We start from the raw sequence: 19339 nt of genomic DNA on the forward strand, positions 1-19339 counted from the left end.
AGTGGCCATCGACCACAGCGCCGCAAAACTTAAATTCAATAGACTGTTTTTATTAACTAATTTCTTATTTTATAACTTTCGTTTTTGGCTTGACTCAGGGATAATCGGCGCCGTCGGCCCACTGCCGAATTCACCGCATTACAGGATTTCCCGCTGAATGAGTCACAATAAACAAGTCACCGCCAATATTCGCAAGATCAAAGAGCAGGTCGAAAAAGCCAGTGGCCAACAAGATCTGGTCACCTTGATCAATGAGATCAAAGTTCACCCTGGGCCACTGGACTACGATGACCGCCTGTTTCATGGCCTCAAGTGGGCTTTGGTGTACGTCTGTACCATTGGTCTGTTTCAAAACTACGTGTTTTACGGGTCTTTCATTAGCAGCTTCGGGTCGATAGTGGCCGAAGTGCTAAGAAACAGCAGTTACCTTGCTCCCGCCCTGATTGGTATTGTTATCGGCCAGCAGTGTGAAAAGCGCAACAAGCTTATCCCCCTGCCGCCGCTGCTGGCCCGCCCCTGGCTCAGGATCGGGATCATCGCCCTGGGATGCACGATAATCACCGTGCCCTTCGATCTCTGGCACCAGGGCTACTGGTTCTGTGTCGGTAACCTGATTTTCTTCGCCAGCGGCGGCGGACGCCTTCAGCCACCGGAGTTAGTCACCATCGGTCTGGGGATTATCGCCATCGGTTTGTGGATGTGGTTACGCAAACGTCAGCACTGGCGCGATCCGGTCTCCGATCGCATTCATCTGCGCGATCGGCTATTTAACAACGAACTGACCCCGATATCCATCGACAAAGAGGGCAAGGCCAAGGAGCTTGAAGGTTACTTCAGGGAGTTTGACCGAGGGAATTATCGCAGAGAGATCATGGAGATGTATCAAGGACATCACCAAGGCGATGTCCACAGCTTCGATTTTCAGGTGTATAAGTTCCATTACGTGGACAAGCGCACCGAAACCTATACCGACTCCGAAGGCAGAACCAAGACTCGAACCACCTACGATCATTACTACCGTCACGGATTGCTGTTGCAATTTCCGTTTGCTAAATCCATCGCCATCGACGGCGATAGGCGGATAAGCTATCGAGGCGAAAAGTACACCACCGCCTCCAATGAGTTTAACCGCCATTTCCGGGTCAGAGCCAAACAGGAGATGACCGCCGCACGCTTGCTGACGCCGGCGGTGGTAGAGTTGCTGAGTGAGTTTGGTCGCGATTACAAACGCCCCATCATCGAGGTCAACGCCAGTGGCTACACTTGCATCGCCTTCGACGATAAGGATCTGTTGACGCTGAAACGCCAGTTCGGGCTCGATCAACCCGATGCGTTTGCCGAGGAGATCGCCGGCCACGCCGAACTGAAGAAACTGACCGCCATCAAAACGCTTGTTCATCACTTGATGCGCCTCAGCGACAACAATTTCGCTTGACACATCGGCGCTCTAAGCCGGGCGCCGTAGACACACAAATAAGAGAGACACCCATGGAAATCAGCTACGTGATACTTGGCATCATCGCCTTTGTAATACTGTCCATTATCCTGATCTACAACGGCATCATCGGAAAATTCAACGCCGTTGATCGTGCCTGGGCTTCGGTTTTGACCCAGGAGCGTCAGAAAAACAAGATCATTCCTCACGTCGAAAAGATGGTGGAAAAATACAAGCTGCACGAGGCCACGGTACTGTCCGATGTCACCAAGCTGCGCAGCGCCATTGACGGCCTCAACAGCGACACTGTCGATGCCGGGCAGTTGGCCGAGGCGGAAAAGCACACCGCCGGCCTGATGAAAGGCCTGAACATCGCCGTTGAAGCCTATCCAGAGCTAAAGGCCTCCGACACCTATCTGAAAATAATGGCGGAGATCTCCGAACAGCAAGAGCAGATTGGTGCCGCCATTCGCATCTTCAACCGCAATGTGGAAGATTTCAATAACGGCATTCAGATGTTTCCCGGCTCGGTGATCAACAACCTGCTGCTGCGCAAACAGGCCATCAATAGCTTTACCGATCCCGAAGCTCAGGCCGGTTTTGACTACAAGCCAAACCTGTAATTCCAATCCTGACGGGCTGCACTGTGCAGCCCGCTGTTGATCTGAACCCGCCAACCTGGCCAGTGACCGCTGTCACTCAAGCCCCCCACCTTCTCTATTTTCCATTCAGTATCAACTTAACCGTTGACAACCCAGGGCCCTGAAGAAAACGCAGGCTTGGCTAAAAAACCGATGGCCGTGCACTTCAGTGGGCGCTGCGTCCCGGCGGATGTGCTCGGTCTAAATCCGCCAGCTTGGCCGCCTCGGTCCCCGGAGACGTGGTGTTTACCGCCATCAAGCGATACAGCCCCGGTGTCACAATCAAGGTCATCAGGGTCGCCACCAACACCCCGGAGAAGATCACCACCCCAATGGCAAACCGCGATTCATGACCGGCACCACTGGCCAGAATCAGCGGCACCGTACCTGCCAATGTCGTTATCGCCGTCATCATGATCGGTCGTAATCGCTGCACCGACCCCTGAACAATGGCCTGAGAGAACTCTAGCCCTCGATCCCGAAGCTGATTAATAAATTCAACAATCAAAATGCCATTTTTCGTTGCCAGGCCAATCAGCATGATCAGCGAGATCTGGGCGTAGATGTCCAGGGTCAAATCCACCGCCAGCATGCCGGCAAAGGCACCGGTCAGCGCCAATGGCACAGTCATAATGATCACCAGAGGATGAACAAAGCTCTCAAACTGGGCCGCCAACACCAGATATACCACCACCAAGGCTAACGCAAACACCAGTCCCATCGAACTGCTGGAGCGCTGGTATTCCAGTGACTCGCCCTTGTAATCGATGGTGGCCTGATCCGGCAACTCGTCTCGAACGATGGTTTCCAGGTACTCCAGCGCCTGCCCCAAGGCATAACCATCGGCCAGATCCGCCGAGATGGTGATCGCCTTGCGCCGGTTGAAGTGTTTAAGCTGATTGGGTTGGCCTTCAATCAGCACCGTCACCAGGCTGTCGAGACGAACCAGATCACCGCTATGGTCGGATCGCAGGTGAATATTGGCCAGATCGGTGATGCCGTCAAAGAACGCCCTGGGGGCGCGAACGTTGACGTCATACTCTTCACCGTTCTCGATGTAAGTCGTGATGTCACGCCCAGCGAGCACCGTTTCCAGCGTATTGGCAATCTCGGCCACCGAGATCCCCAGCTCGTGGGCATAAGCCTGATTGATGGTGGTACGAATCCGCGGCGTGGTTTCCTCATAGTCGCTGTCCAGGTCCAGCAGATTGGGGTTGTCACTGGCCTTGGCCAGCACTTTGTCGACCCAGGCTTTCACCTGCTGATAACTGCCGCCTCCGATCACCAGTTCCACCGGCGCTCTGGCTCGACTGCCAAAGCTGCTTTTTACCATCGGTGACACCTTGAAATCTGCCATCGGTGCCAGCCGTTTGCGAATCTCATTGCCCACCTCAAACACCGACTGTTGACGTTGATCCCAGTGAACCAGATCGATGATCAGCATCACTTCGTGCTCACCGTTTCGCCCGGGATTACGCACGGCCATGGAAGCGATAGGCCCGGACGGTGCCATCATCGGCACCATTCGGCGTTCAATCTCATCCAACTCAGGTTGAATTGCGGCAAAGCCGGTGCCTTCGGTGCCCTTCAGAGTCACAAACAGGCGCCCCTGATCCTCTTTGGAGACGAACGACTGCGGCACGACCTGATAACACCAGCCAATGAAGCCCAGGCTCATCACCACCAGCGCCACCGCCAGCCAACTCCTGTTGGTTATCCGCACCACCAGGGCGCGATAATGGCCTTCCAGCACCTGAAACAGACGATCCATCAATCGGTGCAGCGCCGACGGCTTTACGTTCATGGTTAATAACCGGTTGCCCAGTACCGGTCCCATGGTCAATGCCACAATGCTGGAGATGACCACCGCCGCAGACAGAGTAATGGCGTACTCCCTGAACAACAGTCCCACGGTGCCGCTAAGCAAGGTAATGGGTATGAACACCGCCACCAGTACCGCGGTGGTGGCAATTACCGCCGTGCCCACTTCTCGGGTGCCCCGATACGCCGCCAGCATCGGCGGTTCTCCGGCATCAATGCGCCGGACAATGTTCTCCAGTACCACAATGGAGTCGTCCACCAGCAGCCCCACCACCAGAACCAGTGCCAGCAAAGTAATGAGGTTGATGGAGAAACCAAACAGGGCTAACACCGCAAAGGTTGCCACCAGAGACACCGGCACACTGACCGCTGGAATGAGTGTGGCACGGGCACTGCCAAGGAAGGTGTAGATCACCAGAATCACCAGCACCGAGGTAATGGCCAAGGTACTGTAGACCTCGCCGATGGCACTCTCGATGAATACCGAACTGTCGGACAATGGCTTGATCGACATCCCTTGAGGCAGAAATGGCGTTAACCGCTCCACCTCCGCCTTGATGCCATTGACCACCTCCAGGGTATTGGCTTGAGATTGCTTCAGAAACTCCATCATCACCATCGCCTGGCCATCGACCCGCAATACCGTCTGGTCGTCCTTGGAGCCGGTCGTCACCGTGGCGATGTCACTCAGGTACAGGTTGGATCCATCCTCATTGCGGCGTACGATCAGGCGACGATAGTCTTCCACCGACAGGTAACTGCGTTCCAGCCTCAGCGCATAGCTGCGCGCCTGATCCGACAAATTGCCGGCCGGAGCCTCCAGGTTCTCATTCTTCAACGCCGTTTCCACATCGGACACCGTCACGTTGCGACTGGCCATCGCCACCGGATCCAGCTGCACCAACAAGGCATAGGGCTGCTCCCCCCGCAGTTCGATGGAACTGACACCATCGAGAAGACTCAGCGGCTGCACAAACTGGCGACTGACGTAGTCGCTAAGCGCCACCGCCGATAGGGTGGTCGAAGACACCGCGTAACTGATCACCCCATCGCCGTCGGCATCACTTTTTTCCACCGTCGGGGTCTTCATGTTTACCGGCAGGCTGCGCTGAGCCTTGGCGACGGCATCGCGCACGTCGTTGGCGGCCGCTTCTATGTCACGGCTGGCATCAAACTCGACCTTGATGCGACCGCGCCCGGCCGAGGCCGAAGAGTCAATGGTTTTGAGACCGTCAATGCCGGACAGCTGATCCTCGATGACCTTTAGTACTCGAGACTCCATGATGTCGGCCGATGCACCGGAATAGTCGGCGCGAATCGACACTATCGGCGCCGCCACATCCGGGTACTCCCGCAGCGGCAACTGATTCAACGCCAGCACGCCAAACACGATCAACAGCAGGTTGATGACACACGCCACCACCGGACGTTTAATGGCCAGATCCGACAAACTCATGGTTGTTGCTCCTGGTCATCCGCCACTGCCACCGGACTGCCATCACTCAATTTACCCACACCAGCGCTTACGACTCGGGCTCCCGGCGCCAGCCCTTGCAGGACCTGAGTCAGGGTGCCACGACTGGAGCCAACCTCAATGGCCACCGAGTGAGCCCGGTTATCCGGCTTAACCTGATACACAAAGGCCTCAGTGCCACGATAGAAAATGGCACTGGTAGGCACCACAACCGACGGCGACGACGCCAATTGGACATGAATCTGCACCAACAGGCCGGGACGCAACATTTGCTGGGGATTATCCAACTCGGTGCGCACCCTCAGGTTGCGGCTCTGAGTGTCGATGACCGGATCGATGCTGCTGATGGTGGCGGTAAATTCCCGATCCGGCCAGGCGTCAAAGTGAAGATTGGCCAATTGCCCGACTTGCACCAGAGACAGGTAGCGACTGGGAAGGCCAAAATCCACATACAGGCTGTTAAGGTCGGTCAGATTCAACAGCGCCTCTCCACGCTGAATGTACTGCCCCTGGCTCAACTGACTCAGACTCAGTACGCCGTCAAACGGCGCCTTGATGCTGTAGTAAGAAAGAGACACCTGGGCGGCATCAACCCGGGCTTTTGATATCGCCACTTTGGCCTGCTGTTCCAGCAAACTGGACTCTGACACCGCATTACTGCGACTCAACTGGCTAAGTTCAGCCAATCGACGCTCATCATCCTGCAACTGAGCCTGTGCTTCCGCCAATATCGCCTGTGGGTAACTGGGATCGAGCTGAATCAGCGACTGGCCCTTTTTCACCACCCTGCCATCGCCCACATCGACGGAACGGATCACGCCTTCGGTCTGGCTAATCACTTCGATGTGATTGCGTGCATATACGGTCCCGACCCCCTCCAAACGATCGCCCCAGGGTTCGTTGACGACCTCAAACAGTTCCACCAGTTGCGGCTTATCGCCCGCGCCCTTGGCGACAGCCGATGTGGTCATGGCCAATACTATCGAGCCTAACAGGGCAGCAGCAAAGACCGGCTTTATCAATCGGTTCATGGAGTTTGTTCCGGTAAGTGAATCGGTTATAGGATTAAGCTAGCACACAGAGGTGCAACAAAATGTCGACACCGGCGACAGAACACCGATACCGTGTCGGCAGTGTAATGGTCTCAGGGGGAAAACGGGGTCAAGGCCAGGTAAGGATAGGTAAAGTCGAGCCGTACCAAGCTGACACAGTTACTGAACAAAACAACTCTGCAACTCTTTAAAAACCTGCCACAGGGTTCTAACGGTACACAACTTGGTTAGGCAGACCGTCTGGGGTTAGATACTGTCTTTCGCTGCGCTCTGGGAAAGACAACCCAAATCAAGTAATGCCCTATTGGCAACTCTGAAAGCTCAAACAAAGGGCATCCCCACAAGACAGCAGATCATCCAGTTGTTGCTGCTGGCAGGCAAAACCGATGTATTCATCGCCGCCTTGCTCCCAAAGTACCAATCGATACCCTCTCTGACCCAACCAACCTCCAAACTCTGCCAAGGCAGTTTCGATGGAGGCCGGATCGTCGGACAACGTCTTTGGCACAAACCGGCCTTCGAGGCCCAGTTGCTTAGCCAGAGCATCGGTTTGAGGCTCGACTTCATCGGTTGCCGCCCAGTCGATTCGAAGGTAAAACCAGCCACCCTCGCCCTGCATGGATTCCAGAGTCTGCAGCAGAAAGACCTCGAACTGTGCTTCGGACAAGTTTGCCAGCCGCTTTAATGCCCCCGTCTCCCTGTTGCCTTCAGCGGTACTGTGGCACAACGCCGCCCGCCCCCGCGTCAGCAGTGACAACAGTAGCAGACGCCGGTCACGGCGTTTACGCTTGTTTTTCGGATACCAGATGGGCGCGGTAACCAAGGTCCCTAACAGCACAAAGGGGGTGAACACCACGTAAAAGGCTAGCTTGATGAGCTGTTTAGCTAGAGTAAACATTTGAAGGTCGAGTCTGAAACCGGGGTCATTTGAAAAAAATCAGCCCCCCTTTGCTTATTCAGTCGCTGATGTCGCGAAATCGACCTTATCGCTTGGGGACCTCAAATTCACAGCCGAAGATAAAGGGTCGTAAAGACCCTATCCTAATGCCATAGCATCCTAGTTTGTAAGTCTCAGTCACCAATACTGTCCTCACGTTGCCTCGAGAGAAGTTAACAACAACACAATGTGCCAAAAGAACCGGCTCGGGAGTGCTACAGCTTGAAACTGATATCTCCTACTCTAAAACGCGCCAAGCATTGCAAGCATGGCAATGGCAGAGTAGGTAATAATTGCGGCAAACGTGGTACCGGCCACCAGGGCGGTCGTTTTAAATACCGACGTTTCTCGTTTTTTGATCTCTTTAATCTCATCAAACTGAATCACTTCATCCCCTGCGGCGACGCTGTGATCATCGATGTTGTCGACCACCCACTTAAATTCGTTACCGTCTAGTGTGGTAATACTGATCTCATCACCCACTTTGACATTCTCTATGATCGCAGAAAAATCATGTCCACTGGCATCTATCTGACGGTTCGAGGTGCAACCCGACAGGATGCCAATCAATAAAAACACCAGCAATCGCCTCATAATACTTCCCTAATTTATGAGTAAAAACACTCCCTGCAAAACTGCTTTCACAGGATCATTGTAATTTTTGCTTAATCCGCCTCGGTACGAGGCACGGTTTGAGTTCCTATTTCTTAAAAGGACTGACGCCCTCTACCCGGGCGCCGCACCAATAACAATTAGCTCTTCTTTTACCGATGGTCTTTCCGCATTCCGGACACGCCATGGCCGTTAATCTGGAGTTGGATAACTTGCCATCCAGTTTGCCGTCTCGAAGATCAATCTCGTTCATTCGAGTAACCAGTTCGGCATCCGACACATTCAGGCGTTCAGACAGGATCTCCCACATCGCCTGGTTCGCCAGGACTAAGGTATCCAACTGATTTCGTAATTCAGTCACCGAAGTGCTGCTGGAAACCGCCAGGCCTGAGGCCGATTGTGCATCGGCTTGATTTCGAGCAATCTGCCCCTGTTGAATAAGATCCCATACAATCTGCAGCATTCTCTTCCCTTTTGAGCAGTCACCGGCGTGCTGGGTCGACAAGGCAACCTGGCAGCACCCTATTTCACATATCTAACTGATTTTAAGAAAAATTAACACTACATGCCCTGGCGAGTCTTTTGCGTGAACGACGTCACAATTTCGGTTACACGTACCTGACCAGATAGCTGTCGGGATCTCCGGTCATCTGCCGATACATCACGTACAGAATCGGCGCCAGCACCAGACTGAAAATCACCAGGCCAACAATCATAAACGGGTGCATGGTCGGGGTAATGACCGCGGTATCGTGTGCGCCAGGCTTATAATGCACCTCGATCACCTTGCCCCTGGGATACTCGGCCACCAAAGACTGCGCTTCCTCACGGGAATAGCCGGGAATCGCGCCATTGATGTCGGTCTTATTACGCTTATGGTGAAACTCCTCGCCAATGGCATACACAAACTCGATGCCCACTTCGTAGTGCGGATCGGCACTGCTGCCTTGAGTGTGAATCTCCTCTATCCAGGTATCCACCACCATTCCTCTGGTGGTAGGCCAGTTGAACGAGGCGTGAAACTCGTGCACCACGTAGGCGGCCAGCCCCACTGCGAAAGAGAAAAGCGTGAACATAAACCAGATGAAATAGGACACCTGAGACAGCCGAAAACGCCTCATGATTGCTGCTCCTGCGGCGCCCTGAGGCGCTGAAAACCCTTCACCAACCGCACCAGTGTCCACACCGTGCCCACTAATGCCAGTAGCAGCCCCGCCAGGCCATAAACAATCAACAACATAAAGTCGTTAGCACCGCTGCCGCTAAACAGACCGCCCCGATTGTGCTGCGCTGCCAGCATCAAGGCCGCAACCGCCAACAGGTTGAAACTCACGTACACGCCCAGGGTCTTGAGCACACTTAGGTAGCCGGCTTTAAGCGGCTCAGATTCATTCCTGAGCCAGGCAAACAGGCACCAGAGCGCAAATGGAATCAACAGCCCACTCAGCGGCCAGTAGAGCCAGCTTGCAACAAACACCAGGATGGCAAAAAGATGAGCCCGTTGAAGCTGACCTCTGTGTCGATTGCTTATGGATGTCATTTATTTCCCGTTGCTACTCATGATCACCTGGCATGATTGATGCCAGGCGTCGCCGAAGATCATTGTCACAACCGAGGCTGCCCTGGTGGGCAGCCTCGGTACCCGCCACCACTAATAGAAATCCTTAAAATCCCTCCAGCGATGGCCGGGCAGAGAAGACGGATCAAAGCGATAGCGTTCGCCATCGTACTTCAGGATGTAGCCGTGGCTGCGGGATTTGTCCCTCTGACGGGTGATGGGCTCATAGTACATTTTGCCCTTGGTTTTTACCTTGATGTCGGCAAACCCGTAGTGCTTGCTGGGCAGCATCTGCAGTTGCGACTTGCCCACCTCTTTGTCCCAGCGTTGTTTGTCCCCGCAATCCTTGCCATCGTGTACTCGGGAATACGCCATAGGCAGACTCTCCAGCAGTGGCGTCAGGATATGGTTCTGATAGACAAACAGGTTAAAAAACTGACCTCGATACTCCTTGGCACACTCCGGCTTTCGGCCGATGTTCAGCCGGACACCAAAGGCGCGCACCTGATCGTTCAACGCATAGTTGGCTGTATCCAGCCAGATGCTGTCGGGACGTACTTTGGTGTAGGCGTCTTCAGAAATCTCCTGCCGGTGCCTGGCCAGCACGGTGTTGGAGTCACTGTCCATCATCACCGTGTGCCACTGGTAGCTGCGCTCCCCGACCCGGCCGCCATCGGTCCAGACGAAGTAGGACGCCAGGGTCAACTCCGGACGATTCGGCAACGCCTTACACACCGGCGACGACAACGGCCCAAACAACTGCTTATCTTCCTCCAGCATCTCATACTGTTGCGGAGTACAGGTTTGAGCCGCCATGACCAAGGGAGAGGCCAGCGCCAGGCCTGCGGCCAGGGTTATCAAGGGTTTGTTCATCCGGACTCCTTTCATCATTGTCATTGCTGCCACCACGCTTTTGAAGGAAGTTGCTGCCACTCAACCGGGTAACGGTGACCATCGAACTTAAGGGTGGTGTCAAACTGGCGGGTCTCGGGCTTAAACGAAGCCTCCCACTGGCCGGGGTCGGTTTCATCCACCTGTTGCTGAGACAGCTCATCGTAACTTTCATAGACCGCAGTAGTGGTGAATTTGAGATCGCGATAGCCGTTGGTTACGGTGTCCAACAGCGTCAAGCGACCTTCTCCCCGAGCGGTTTTGCTGTAGTCATAGCGGCTGCAAGGGCTGCCCTCGACCACCAGGCTTTGCTTCAAAGGCAGGTGCTTTAGCACTGGCTTGAGCTGGCGGCCATCACGAACAAACAGAGTGACAAACTGATCGCGACTGACGTCGCGACAGTAAGAGTCGGGACCCAGGTCGGCACGGACGGCAAAGGCATTGGTGCTGGCATTCAGGGGGTAATTGGCTTTATCGACGAAAAACAACGGTTCCTCTACCTCTTCCCGCAGCACCATGTTGGGCCCTTCCCACAGATTCAGGGTGGCCGAAGCGACCACGTCTGGCTTGTCGGCCTTAGTCAACAATACCCGCCAAATCAGGTGGCGTTGCCCCATCTCTCCATCCGCCCAGGAGGTATAGGTGACCACCCGCAATGACTCATCCGCCGGATAAGCGCCGCAGTTGCCAAAGGTGCCGCCACCGAACTTATTGGTGTCATTCTCAAACACCCAAACATCGTTACCGGTGCAATCGTTACCGGCCAGCGCACTGCCGCTAAGCAACAGCGCTGACAACAATAGTGTCGGTTTCATCAAAACTCTCTCTTTCCTTTTACGGCTCGATAGATGCTGACCCGGTAACCCGGGCTGGGTACCCCTTTTCTCAGGGGAAAACTGTAGGCTGGCTCTGGACGTGCCACGTAATCCAACAACTGCGGCGTGGCATAGAAGAACACCCCCATGTAGTGTTGAGGTAATGCGTCCTGCGCCAGCAAATCATACTGTTTGTCGTAATACTGGACCGGTAGCGGCTCCACGGCCTCTCCAACACGCTCGGCCAAGCCCAGGCTGGCCCGGGCAGCGCCACCGTTTTCAACCCAGTTAGGACGCAGTTGTCCGCCGCTGTCTCGCTTCAACGGCATCAAGAAGTAGTCCACCATCATTTCCGGTTTGCCCACTCGCGCCAATTGATCCTGACGATGCCAGATCCGCAGCCGCTCAAACTTATCGACTTTCTTCAGCTGGGGGGCATTAATGCCCATCACCATCACCTCGCATTGTTGCGAATCCCATTGTCCAAGCGCTTCGCACTCCCGTCGCCAGGCCGGCGTGCGAATCTTCACCAGCGCAGCACCATAGCCGTCCTTTTCGAAATGGCTGCCCAGCACCTCAAAGCGAGTGTGTTTGCGACTGTCCAGGAAGCGGGCATCAAAACGGGCACTGCGCTCGCCCTCGCAATACAGCAAGGGGTATGGCGTCTTGTTGCCCATTCTGGCGGCGTCATACATCCGCTTGCGCTCAGCCTGGTCGTATTGACACAGGTTGAGTTGGCCCAACAGCACCAGGATCTGCTGCTCATCGCGGCCGGGCCCAAAAACGGTGCAGCCCCCCAGAGCCAAAGCCATCAACGTCACGGTAAGCGTGATGCCGGGTCTCAGCATGATTCGTCTTCCAGAATTTCGCAGTGAGGGAAGGCATCACGGAAACTCTGTGGGGCCCGCAACGGCTCATAGCCGTTGTCGGTGTCATAGCCCCAGCGATACAGGGGCTCTGAGCCACGGCGCAGATCCAGTTTCTTGAGGTTCTTCAGCTTGAACAACACTTTGGGAAACTCACAGAAGTGGTTGTAGGAGAGATCCAGGGTCTCAAGCTCTGTCAGACTGGCCAGTTTCGGTGGCAGCTTTTCCAGGTGGTTAAACTGCAGGTTGAGGGTCTTCACCTGCTGGTAATGTTCAAAGTTGGCCGGCAGGGCCGCCAGATAACAGTTGTGCAGATCCAGTTCGGTGATCAGGGTTTCGCTGGGCAGCTTCTCAGGCAACCGGGTCTTGGGCGAACCAAGATCAAAGCAGTGCTGCATGTAGATATCCGGCGAGCCGTGACAGTTGGTAAGCCGCTCCTCATCGGCCCCCTCCAGCACCTGGGCAAAGCCGCAGCCTTTGTGCCAGTTGAGGGTCTGCCCCTCCACCAACTCGCGGGTAATGGCGAGACGACGGGGACACTCCAGTTTCTGGGTCAGCAACCACATTAAGCCTTCACCGAAACGATCGAAATAGGCCTTGGAAAAATCGATGCACAGCTCACGGCCCCAACGCTTGGTCAGCCCCTTTATTTTTTTGAACATCGGGCCTTCGCCCTTGGGATGGCCCTCGTAATCCAGGCCGCGCAAGTCGGCCTCGAAGAACACTCGGTCGCCAACGGCCAACTGGAACAGCTCATCGCCCTTGCCCGCCAGCAGTTGCTGAATGGCTTTGCGCAATGCCTTGTCACTGGTGGTTTTCAGAATCAGGAACAGTGGCATCTGCATCGCTTCGGTAATGCCGCCCTGGGCCAGCATCTCCACCGCCACCTGGTGAGAGGCTTCATCGGGAGAGTTGAGCATGGTCATGACGGTGTCGATCATGCCACTGTCGACCGCCTGTGGCTGCTGCAGAAACTGCGGCGCCGACTGTTCGAACCATTGAGTCAGTGCGGTATCGTCGATAATCAGGTGCCGGTCAGGATCCAGCAGCTGGGTCTGCTTGGGATTGGCCCCCAGCAGCACATGGGTGACGCCGTCATCCAGTTTCTTGCTGATGGTAAACCCCAGCTCCGTGGCCTTGGCCTTGAGTTCACTGACCTTGATACCACTCTTTCCACACACAAACAGCACCGTCTCCTTGCTCAAAGGACGCTGCAGAATCGCCTGTTGGGCATTGTGCCTCAGCCACGCATGGGCCGCCTTCTTAAAGGCACTGTATTTGGCTTCCAGAAATGTCAGGTGGAACCGGCCTTCCATCTGCGGCAGATCTCGCGGCTTGGGCGCATGATAGAGCACCTGCCAGTAGGCCTGTTTCTGAGCCTGAGTCAGGGGCGCCTGCAACAAGATGGTGCGCTGCTTGTTCAGTTGCTCCGAGCGGGCCACGTGGTCGTAGATGCTAAACGTCAGTTCGACCTGCTCAGGCAACTGCATCAGGATGCCGGCGTCATCGCCGGGTTGAGGGGTCAATCTCAGCCGCAGCTGTGCCAATGCCGGCAGCGTAAGCAGATCATCCACCTGAGGCAGGGTCGTGCAGGGGCCGTGGTAACTGTACTGCTCAATCTCCACCTGGGTCAGTGCGCTCATGCCACTGAGATCGCCCAGACGCTGCAAGGGGCTGTTGTGCAGCGCCAGCCGAGTCAAGCCCTGGTGGGCTCGCAGGCTCTGAGGCAATTCGTCGCCCACAACGCCTTCTAACTGCAGACGGGTTAACTGCGGAAGCGCGGCCAGCAATGCCCCGTCACCCAGTGGGCCTACATCACGAAGATCAAGGTGTTCAAGCGCCGTTGAGTGACGCAGGCCACCCAGCTGAGACAGCGACGCCTGGGTGGCATAGAGATGGGTCAGTTTCGGCAGATTCAGCTCGCCAATCTCGCCATTTCCCTTGGAAAACAGGTACAGGGAACGGACTCCGGAAATGGGCGCCAGCAACCGGGCCAGGTGAAAGTTGGCGTCCTGGGGCAGAAACATCAGTTGCCCCACACTGCCCAACCCACAGAACAGGTCGTCGGGTACTTGCTCAGCCTGTTGACCGACATTGACATGAAGATCGCCAATGGCAACGGCGCGAGCGAGGCCACCAGGGGCAACCCTAAGCTCTCTCGCTTCAACGCGAAGCTCGTCCAGATTGGCCTGTTCCGCGTCGATACAATGACAAAACTGCAGCGGGCCACTGGGAGATAACGACACCTTTTTTACCGAATTCGGCAACAGCAGTTGCTCCACCGTCAACGGGTCAGCATCGTCGCCGTAGTTCAACGGGCCGATGTACAACTCCGTCAACTGAGCGGCGCCAGCCAGATTCAGTGCCAAACGGCCGTTGTTCTCGACCCGCAGATGGAGCTGTTTCAGGCGGCTGTCGGCATGCAGTTCAAACACCACCGGCACCTTGGGCACCTCCAGGTGCAGCTTCAGTAAGTCGTGGCAGCGGCTCAACAGGCTAAACTGGGTCGGGTCTTCCACCCTGGCGCCTTGAATGACCCGTAGGTTGGTCACCATTGAGGGCTCCACCCCCTGCAGCTGCAACGGATTGTCCTGACAGTACAACCGCTTCAAATTGGGAAAATGGCGCAGCAACTCGGTGTCGATGGGTCGCACCGTCTCCAAATAACTGCCGAACTGAATCTCCTCCACAGCGGGAAATGCCCGCCCCAAATCGGCCCAGTCGGGCAGTTGCTCATCCAGTCGGTATCGGAGAACCGTCACATCCTGGTGCACCTGTTGCAACTGATCGATGTCGTAATCGTGCAGGGATAACTTACTCATTGTTTAACAATCCTATTCAATCTGGGGCTGCATCAATCCTGCAATATGTCGCAGTTAGGGCAGGCGTCAATAAAGGCCTGGGGCACGGCAAGAGAGCGGTAACCTGCGCCGTAATCGCTGTCCAGATCCGGCCGCGAGGCGCGCCGAATGTCCAGGGTCTTAAGCCAGGTCATCTTCATCAGCACCTTGGGAAACTCTCGGAAGTGGTTGTAGGACAAGTCCAGACTCTCCAGTTCGGTAAACAGCACCAGTGAGGCCGGCAGGGTCTCCAGACAGTTTTTAGTCAGACTCAGGCGGCGAATATGGCGGAAGTGTTCCATTCCTTTCGGCAAGGCAGACAGCAGGCAGTTACCGAGATTCAGTTCACTGAGGGTGTGCCGCTGGGCCAGTTCGGCAGGGAGTTCTGTCTTGGCCGCCCCAAGCAAGCCGCTGTCATTGAGATAGAAACCCGGGTGCCAGTGCAGGTTGATTTGCGAGTCATTGTCCCAGAACTCGAGAATCTGGTCGAAGCCGGCGCCACGGCGCCAATTCAGGCACTCTCCTTCCACCAGACTGTCGAGAATGGCCAACCGCTGTTCACTGGCTTCCTTTTGCATCAACACGAACATCAACCCTTCACCAAAGCGGTCGAAATAGAGCTTGGCAAACTCGTTGCACAGCACTTGGCCCCACTTCTTTCGCTGACGCTTGAGCTTGTCCACCATCACCCCCTGCCCCTTGAGGTTGCCGTACTCATCGCGGCCACGGCAGTTATGGAACAGAATGCGGTCATTCACCGCCAGCTGAAACGCTTCATCGCCCATCCCGGCCAACAGGTGCTTGATCTGTTTTCTGAAGCCATTGTCGGTGGTGGTTTTAAGAATGAAGAACAGCGGCAGTCGCATCGCCTCGGTAACCCCGCCCTGCTCCAGCATCTGTACCGCAACCTGATGGGATGCCTCTTCCGGTGACCTCAGCATCTCCAGCACACTGCCCTCCATCGCCTGATCCCCTTGCTGAAGGAACTTGGGCGCCCGGGCTTCAAAGCACTGTTGCAGCACGGAATCGTCGATGACCGCAAATCGCTGCAAGTCGATTCGGTGCACCTCTTTAGGTGCCGAGCCCAGCAACACATGGGTGACGCTGTCATCCAGTTTCTTACTGAGGCTAAAGCCCAACTCTTCGGCCTTGGCTCTGATCTCACTGGCTTTGAAGCCGCTGCGACCGGCGACAAACAAGGTGGCACCCGGCCCGAAAGGCCGCTGTTGATGATTGCTCTGGGCCAGCTCTGCCAACCAGGCCTTGTGCTGAGCCTTGAAGCGGTTGTGTTTGGCCGCCATCATCACCAGATGAAAATTGGCCGGCATGGTTGGCAATTGTACCGGTTTGCGAACCGATGCCAGCGTGGTCAGATAGTCCAGCGTCTCTGCGTCACTGAGGTGAGACTGTTTAAAGATCTCCCAGGCCATAGCCAATTTGTCATCGCTGATGTCCAGCTCCAGATCCTTAGGCAACCCGACCCAGGCGGGATCGAACCGGGTTAACTCAATATCCAGTCGCAAGCCGCTGAGCGACGGTACACTGAGCAGATCGCTTTGCCGCGGCAGTTTATCCTGCTCATGTCGCCAGGGCTGAATCCACACTTTGCTCAACTTAGTCATGGCCGCCATGTCGCCGAAACGCGGCAGGCTGACCGACAACAGGTTCAGGGTTTCCAGAGAAGCGCAGTGACGAATGCCCTCGGGCAACTCCACCATCTCTCCCCCTCTGAGGGTCAGCCTGGTCAACGCAGGCAGTCGCGGAAAATGACTGAGCTCACCGCTTAGCTGAACATTCAACTCCTGCAGGGACGGACTGTGAGCCAGCCACCCCAGTTGATCGCCATCTAAACCAAACATCCAGGCCTGCTGCAGCTTAGGAAGACGCAAACAATTGGCCTGGGCCAACGCACCATTGGCATTGCTGTAAAACAGGTCGTTGATCTCCAGGCCGTCGGGCAACAGAGCCTCCGGAATTGGCGTGTTCTCAAAGCGCAGTTCCATCTTATCGGCCCGTTTCAATCCGGCGAACAGGCTTGAAGGCAATGGCGCGGTCTCTTCGTTCAGAGTCAGGGAAAACTGGTCCACCTCTGTCAGCGCCCCCAATAACTGCGGCGGCAGATCAACCTTGCCCGGCTTGATGGTCACCGATGCCATAGAGCGATTGCCAACCAATAGTGGCGACGGCAGCGATCCCTGACACAGCATGTCCAGTGTCAGAGAGTCCAGAGTGTCAGGCAACGACAGGGTACCAATGGCCACCGGCTCGCCCTGATCATCGTAGTAATCCAGTTTGCCCAGCGTCAGGCTGGTGAGACGGCTGTCAGACAGGGCGCAATCCAGTTGCCTCACTCGGCTGCCCAAACCCAATGCCAGGTTGGTCAGAGCCGAGTCAGCACTGAGGTGGAAGTTCACCTTGGTGGCATCAACTCGCAGGGTCAGCTTGGTCAGCTTAGGCAGGGCACACAGCACCTGCAGATTGTCCGGTCGACACCGAGCCAGAGACAAGGTGGTCATCTGTGCCAAATGATCTTCGGTCACGCCAGTTAGATCGGCGGTAATGTAACGCCGGGGTCGAAGCGACGTGGTAAGCTCAACCAAGTTAGGAAAGCGTTGAAAAAAATCCGCATCCAACAGCCGGCGGCCGTTGACGTTACCCAAATCTTGGAAATGGATTCGACGCAGATTGGGAAAGGCACGTGCCAATTCCGCCCAACTGCCGAGGGGCTCTTCACAGTCAAAGGTCAGGGACTCGATGTCGGCATGAATACCGGCCAATGCCCCCTGAATATTAAAATCGTCCAATTCCATGGCGTGCATGGCAACTCCTGGCGGTATAGTCACTGCGGCCTGATCAGGCAACGCAGCTACGGGCAGCCTAACGACAGGCAGCCTCGAGAAAACGGATCATGAGGTTAGTGTGCCGGGCGCGTCGACGTCCCTATGGATGACCAACACCGGCACACAGTGGCGGAATCGCGACATCGCGGCTCCGAGGCCCAAAGGGGGGAAGGTGACATCGTTACCGGGCACAACCAGAGCGGAAGGCAAGGGATCACGTCAAAATCATTCAACACTAACTGACTCAACGTACTGCTCCTGACATTAACAACACAGAGTGGATTGACCACGGAGGCATTGTATGGATAATTTCACCTAAATCATATAGTTAAACGGTATGAACCCATAAACAACCCCACTTTGTCACGAACCTTAGTCAAGTTAATGCTCAAAGAGCCTTTCTATGGCCATTACTTGAGCAGCTTTCACAAGGCTACTCAGCAACACAGCGACACAAACCCGCCGCTGCTTGAAATAAAACCAATAGGAAACAGTGACATTCAGATTAGTTACTGCCAACAACAGTGGCAGACGCTGAGTGACGACCTGGCACTCGGTGCCCTGAAGCATGAAGCATTGCATCTGGTTCTGGGCCACGTTTTTCTCCGCAGCGCTTACAGCGACTCGGCCCGCTTTGACCTGGCGGCGGATCTGGTGGTCAACCAGTACCTGAGTGCCGAGCAGTTGGCGCCAGATGCTGTCTCCCTGGCAGCGGTCAATCACTGGCTCGAAGCCCTGGGACGCCCGTCCCTGGAGGCCAACCGGGAGCTTGATTACTACTATCAGGCTCTGCCGCCCAGTTCACAGCAGCCCCAGTGTCCCGGAGTCGGTCAGTCAGGACAGGGGCATGGCAGCTGGAACCGTCTGAGCACCCAGTCACAGGCACAGCAGTCCCTGGTCCGGCAGCAGTTGGAGTCCAAACTACTGCAAAGCGCACAACGAACTGAGGTGAGTAACGCCCAATCGCGAGGGTTGTTACCGGCCATGGTGCTGGCGGCGGTCGAAGAGGCCCTGAGCCGGCGGCGTCCGGTGGTCAACTGGCGTCGCCTGCTGCGCTTGTTCGCCGCCAGTGCCCAGCGCACCTTTGTCAAAAATACTCTCAGGCGGCCATCGAAACGGTACGGCACCACCCCGGGCACCAAGATCCAGCCCCATCAGCACATTCTGGTGGCTGTAGATACCTCCGCCAGCGTCGATGATCAACAGCTGCAGATCTTTTTTGAGGAGATGCATCATATCTGGCGAGCTGGTGCCCAGTTGACCGTGGTCGAGTGCGACACCAAGATCAATCGCCAGTACGCCTACCAGGGCAAGCCCCCTGAGGCCGTCGTAGGCCGAGGAGGTACCGACTTCAACGCGGCCATCGACACCGCCAACCGACTGCGGGTCGATGCCACCATCTACTTTACCGACGGCGAAGCCCCCGCCCCCGAGGTACGTCCCCGGGCGCCGCTGCTGTGGTTGATTCACGGCCTTCGCAGCGACGACAGCGCTCACTCTCTCAGTCACTGTGGCCGGGTGATCCCCATGGCCACAGACCCACATCGATAACGAGTA

At 55.8% G+C, this 19339-nt stretch carries 15 protein-coding genes; 3 read left to right on the top strand and 12 right to left on the bottom strand.

The genetic code is table 11. The features are described 5' to 3' along the window. Positions 1-157 precede the first annotated feature (157 nt). A complete protein-coding gene (locus J8Z22_RS12630; protein ID WP_028111895.1) occupies positions 158-1435 on the top strand; it encodes a DUF3137 domain-containing protein in 1278 nt (425 codons plus the stop codon). A 53-nt stretch (positions 1436-1488) separates the two neighbouring features. Beyond that, positions 1489-2058: a LemA family protein gene (locus tag J8Z22_RS12635; protein WP_028111894.1), complete on the top strand. Its 570-nt coding sequence runs from the start codon at positions 1489-1491 to the stop codon at positions 2056-2058. Between the two features lie 184 nt (positions 2059-2242). On the opposite strand, the gene J8Z22_RS12640 is transcribed toward J8Z22_RS12635, so the two are convergent. The 12 genes from J8Z22_RS12640 to J8Z22_RS12695 all read right to left on the bottom strand — a co-directional run bounded on the left by J8Z22_RS12640 (position 2243) and on the right by J8Z22_RS12695 (position 17761). Further along, positions 2243-5353, bottom strand: a complete 3111-nt coding sequence (locus J8Z22_RS12640) for an efflux RND transporter permease subunit (RefSeq protein WP_252006642.1) — start codon at positions 5351-5353, stop codon at positions 2243-2245. Further along, entirely contained in the window at positions 5350-6402 is a 1053-nt protein-coding gene (locus J8Z22_RS12645) for an efflux RND transporter periplasmic adaptor subunit (RefSeq protein ID WP_252006643.1), read from the bottom strand. The genes J8Z22_RS12640 and J8Z22_RS12645 overlap by 4 nt, the downstream gene beginning before the upstream one ends. A 322-nt stretch (positions 6403-6724) precedes the next feature. After that, a complete protein-coding gene (locus J8Z22_RS12650; RefSeq protein WP_252006644.1) occupies positions 6725-7321 on the bottom strand; it encodes a hypothetical protein in 597 nt (198 codons plus the stop codon). A gap of 282 nt (positions 7322-7603) precedes the next feature. Then, entirely contained in the window at positions 7604-7954 is a 351-nt protein-coding gene (locus tag J8Z22_RS12655) for a hypothetical protein (RefSeq protein WP_028111891.1), read from the bottom strand. 106 nt (positions 7955-8060) lie between these two features. Beyond that, on the bottom strand, positions 8061-8435 hold the full coding sequence (locus J8Z22_RS12660) for a hypothetical protein (RefSeq protein WP_028111890.1): 375 nt from the start codon (positions 8433-8435) through the stop codon (positions 8061-8063). A 145-nt stretch (positions 8436-8580) separates the two neighbouring features. Then, positions 8581-9093, bottom strand: coding sequence for a DUF3592 domain-containing protein (locus J8Z22_RS12665; protein ID WP_028111889.1), 513 nt, complete (start codon positions 9091-9093; stop codon positions 8581-8583). Next, on the bottom strand, positions 9090-9512 hold the full coding sequence (locus J8Z22_RS12670) for a hypothetical protein (protein WP_252006645.1): 423 nt from the start codon (positions 9510-9512) through the stop codon (positions 9090-9092). Before J8Z22_RS12670 ends, J8Z22_RS12665 begins: the two co-directional genes overlap by 4 nt. Before the next feature lie 111 nt (positions 9513-9623). Continuing rightward, a complete protein-coding gene (locus tag J8Z22_RS12675; RefSeq protein ID WP_252006646.1) occupies positions 9624-10403 on the bottom strand; it encodes a hypothetical protein in 780 nt (259 codons plus the stop codon). 20 nt (positions 10404-10423) lie between these two features. Further along, positions 10424-11236 (bottom strand): hypothetical protein, encoded by an 813-nt coding sequence (locus J8Z22_RS12680; RefSeq protein WP_252006647.1) that lies wholly within the window; start codon positions 11234-11236, stop codon positions 10424-10426. Beyond that, entirely contained in the window at positions 11236-12084 is an 849-nt protein-coding gene (locus J8Z22_RS12685; RefSeq protein ID WP_252006648.1) for a hypothetical protein, read from the bottom strand. Before J8Z22_RS12685 ends, J8Z22_RS12680 begins: the two co-directional genes overlap by 1 nt. After that, positions 12078-14924 (bottom strand): BRCT domain-containing protein, encoded by a 2847-nt coding sequence (locus J8Z22_RS12690; RefSeq protein ID WP_252006649.1) that lies wholly within the window; start codon positions 14922-14924, stop codon positions 12078-12080. Before J8Z22_RS12690 ends, J8Z22_RS12685 begins: the two co-directional genes overlap by 7 nt. 32 nt (positions 14925-14956) lie before the next feature. Then, on the bottom strand, positions 14957-17761 hold the full coding sequence (locus J8Z22_RS12695; protein ID WP_252006650.1) for a hypothetical protein: 2805 nt from the start codon (positions 17759-17761) through the stop codon (positions 14957-14959). A 405-nt stretch (positions 17762-18166) separates the two neighbouring features. On the opposite strand from J8Z22_RS12695, the gene J8Z22_RS12700 reads away from it, so the two are divergent. After that, positions 18167-19333 (top strand): VWA-like domain-containing protein, encoded by a 1167-nt coding sequence (locus tag J8Z22_RS12700; protein ID WP_252006651.1) that lies wholly within the window; start codon positions 18167-18169, stop codon positions 19331-19333. Positions 19334-19339: the final 6 nt, after the last annotated feature.

Origin of the sequence: Ferrimonas sp. SCSIO 43195 (assembly GCF_023716685.1) — a bacterium.
In the GTDB taxonomy this organism is placed as follows: Bacteria; Pseudomonadota; Gammaproteobacteria; order Enterobacterales; family Shewanellaceae; genus Ferrimonas; species Ferrimonas kyonanensis.

Bases quoted from the DNA above. Each gene is read 5' to 3' on its own strand.
- J8Z22_RS12690 (WP_252006649.1), bottom strand. From the start codon at position 14,924: ATGAGTAAGTTATCCCTGCACGATTACGACATCGATCAGTTGCAACAG.
- J8Z22_RS12700 (WP_252006651.1), top strand. From the start codon at position 18,167: ATGCTCAAAGAGCCTTTCTATGGCCATTACTTGAGCAGCTTTCACAAG.
- J8Z22_RS12695 (WP_252006650.1), bottom strand. From the start codon at position 17,761: ATGCACGCCATGGAATTGGACGATTTTAATATTCAGGGGGCATTGGCC.
- J8Z22_RS12650 (WP_252006644.1), bottom strand. From the start codon at position 7,321: ATGTTTACTCTAGCTAAACAGCTCATCAAGCTAGCCTTTTACGTGGTG.
- J8Z22_RS12655 (WP_028111891.1), bottom strand. From the start codon at position 7,954: ATGAGGCGATTGCTGGTGTTTTTATTGATTGGCATCCTGTCGGGTTGC.
- J8Z22_RS12670 (WP_252006645.1), bottom strand. From the start codon at position 9,512: ATGACATCCATAAGCAATCGACACAGAGGTCAGCTTCAACGGGCTCAT.
- J8Z22_RS12640 (WP_252006642.1), bottom strand. From the start codon at position 5,353: ATGAGTTTGTCGGATCTGGCCATTAAACGTCCGGTGGTGGCGTGTGTC.
- J8Z22_RS12680 (WP_252006647.1), bottom strand. From the start codon at position 11,236: ATGAAACCGACACTATTGTTGTCAGCGCTGTTGCTTAGCGGCAGTGCG.
- J8Z22_RS12665 (WP_028111889.1), bottom strand. From the start codon at position 9,093: ATGAGGCGTTTTCGGCTGTCTCAGGTGTCCTATTTCATCTGGTTTATG.
- J8Z22_RS12630 (WP_028111895.1), top strand. From the start codon at position 158: ATGAGTCACAATAAACAAGTCACCGCCAATATTCGCAAGATCAAAGAG.
- J8Z22_RS12675 (WP_252006646.1), bottom strand. From the start codon at position 10,403: ATGAACAAACCCTTGATAACCCTGGCCGCAGGCCTGGCGCTGGCCTCT.
- J8Z22_RS12635 (WP_028111894.1), top strand. From the start codon at position 1,489: ATGGAAATCAGCTACGTGATACTTGGCATCATCGCCTTTGTAATACTG.
- J8Z22_RS12660 (WP_028111890.1), bottom strand. From the start codon at position 8,435: ATGCTGCAGATTGTATGGGATCTTATTCAACAGGGGCAGATTGCTCGA.
- J8Z22_RS12685 (WP_252006648.1), bottom strand. From the start codon at position 12,084: ATGCTGAGACCCGGCATCACGCTTACCGTGACGTTGATGGCTTTGGCT.
- J8Z22_RS12645 (WP_252006643.1), bottom strand. From the start codon at position 6,402: ATGAACCGATTGATAAAGCCGGTCTTTGCTGCTGCCCTGTTAGGCTCG.